Annotated in this window: 1 protein-coding gene; it reads right to left on the reverse strand. The window is 69.5% G+C overall.

The window, feature by feature from the left end:
- Positions 1–859, reverse strand: an 859-nt coding sequence (locus tag PH190_RS30565) for an IS110 family RNA-guided transposase (RefSeq protein WP_274235318.1), incomplete at its 3' end; no start/stop codon positions are given.
- Between the last annotated feature and the right edge of the window lie 225 nt (positions 860–1,084).

The following is a 1,084-nucleotide window of genomic DNA, read 5'->3' on the forward strand; positions in this document are numbered from 1 at the left end:
CGATCTCGGCGATGATCGTCTCGGCGGCCCGTTTCCCGACCCCGGGGATGGTGTCGAGGCGGTCACGGGCCCGGGCGAAAGGGACGCCACCCTGATCGGTCGCGGTGGCGGTGGCGAACAGGGCATCGACGCGCTCGTCGAGCCGGCCGATCGCCGCTTCGAGGTGCGCGGTGTGCTCCAGCGCGAGCCCGATCAACAGTGCGTGGTGCTCGCTGAACCGGCCGCGCAGGGCCTGGCGCAGGGCGGGCATCTTGCGGCGCAGCACGCCTTTGGCCAGCTCGGCGAGCATCTCGGGGTCGCGTTCGCCTCTGACCAGCGCGGCCAGCATGGCCCGCCCGGAGACCCCGAGCACGTCCGAGGCCACGGAGTCGAGCTTGATCCCGGCGTCTTCGAGGGTCTTCTGGATGCGCTGGCACTCGCTGGTGTGGGCCTGGATCAGGCGCTTGCGATACCGGGTCAGATCCCGTAGTTCGCGGATCGTCTTCGGGGGCACGAAGCTGCCCCGCAGCAGCCCGTGCTCGAGCAGTTCGGCGAGCCACTCGGCGTCGAGCACGTCGGACTTGCGCCCGGGCAGGATCTTCACGTGGTGGGCGTTGACCAGCAGCAACTCCCAGCCGGGACGCTCCTCGAGCAGGTACCAGACCGGTTTCCAGTACGACCCGGTCGCCTCCATCACCACCGCGGTCACCGCCTCGGCGGCGAACCACTCGACCATCGCCTCCAGCGAGGAGGTGAACGTGGCGAAGGTGCGGGTCTTCTTGACCCGTCCCCGACCACCCGGCTTGGGGGTGCGCACGCACGCGACTACCTCGTCCTTGCCGATGTCGATCCCCGCGCACCGCTCGATCAACGTGTCCACCAGCGGCCTCCTCGCCCCACGTCGGACAGGGTGGAGGCCGGCAGGGCCGACCGATCAACGACGCTGTGAAGCGTGCAGTGAGCAACAGTTCGAGGTGCCGGGAAGGCCCCAGGCGTCAGTCTCAGAGACGGGCTCTCGCGCACCAAGCAAGAACGAGCTCAGCCGACCCCCGCACCGATTCTCAGCCGCCGAGGCGGCCACCGGAAGGGCCATGGAGTCTCAGAG

The organism is Actinomycetospora straminea (genome assembly GCF_028737255.1).
GTDB lineage: Bacteria > Actinomycetota > Actinomycetes > Mycobacteriales > Pseudonocardiaceae > Actinomycetospora > Actinomycetospora straminea.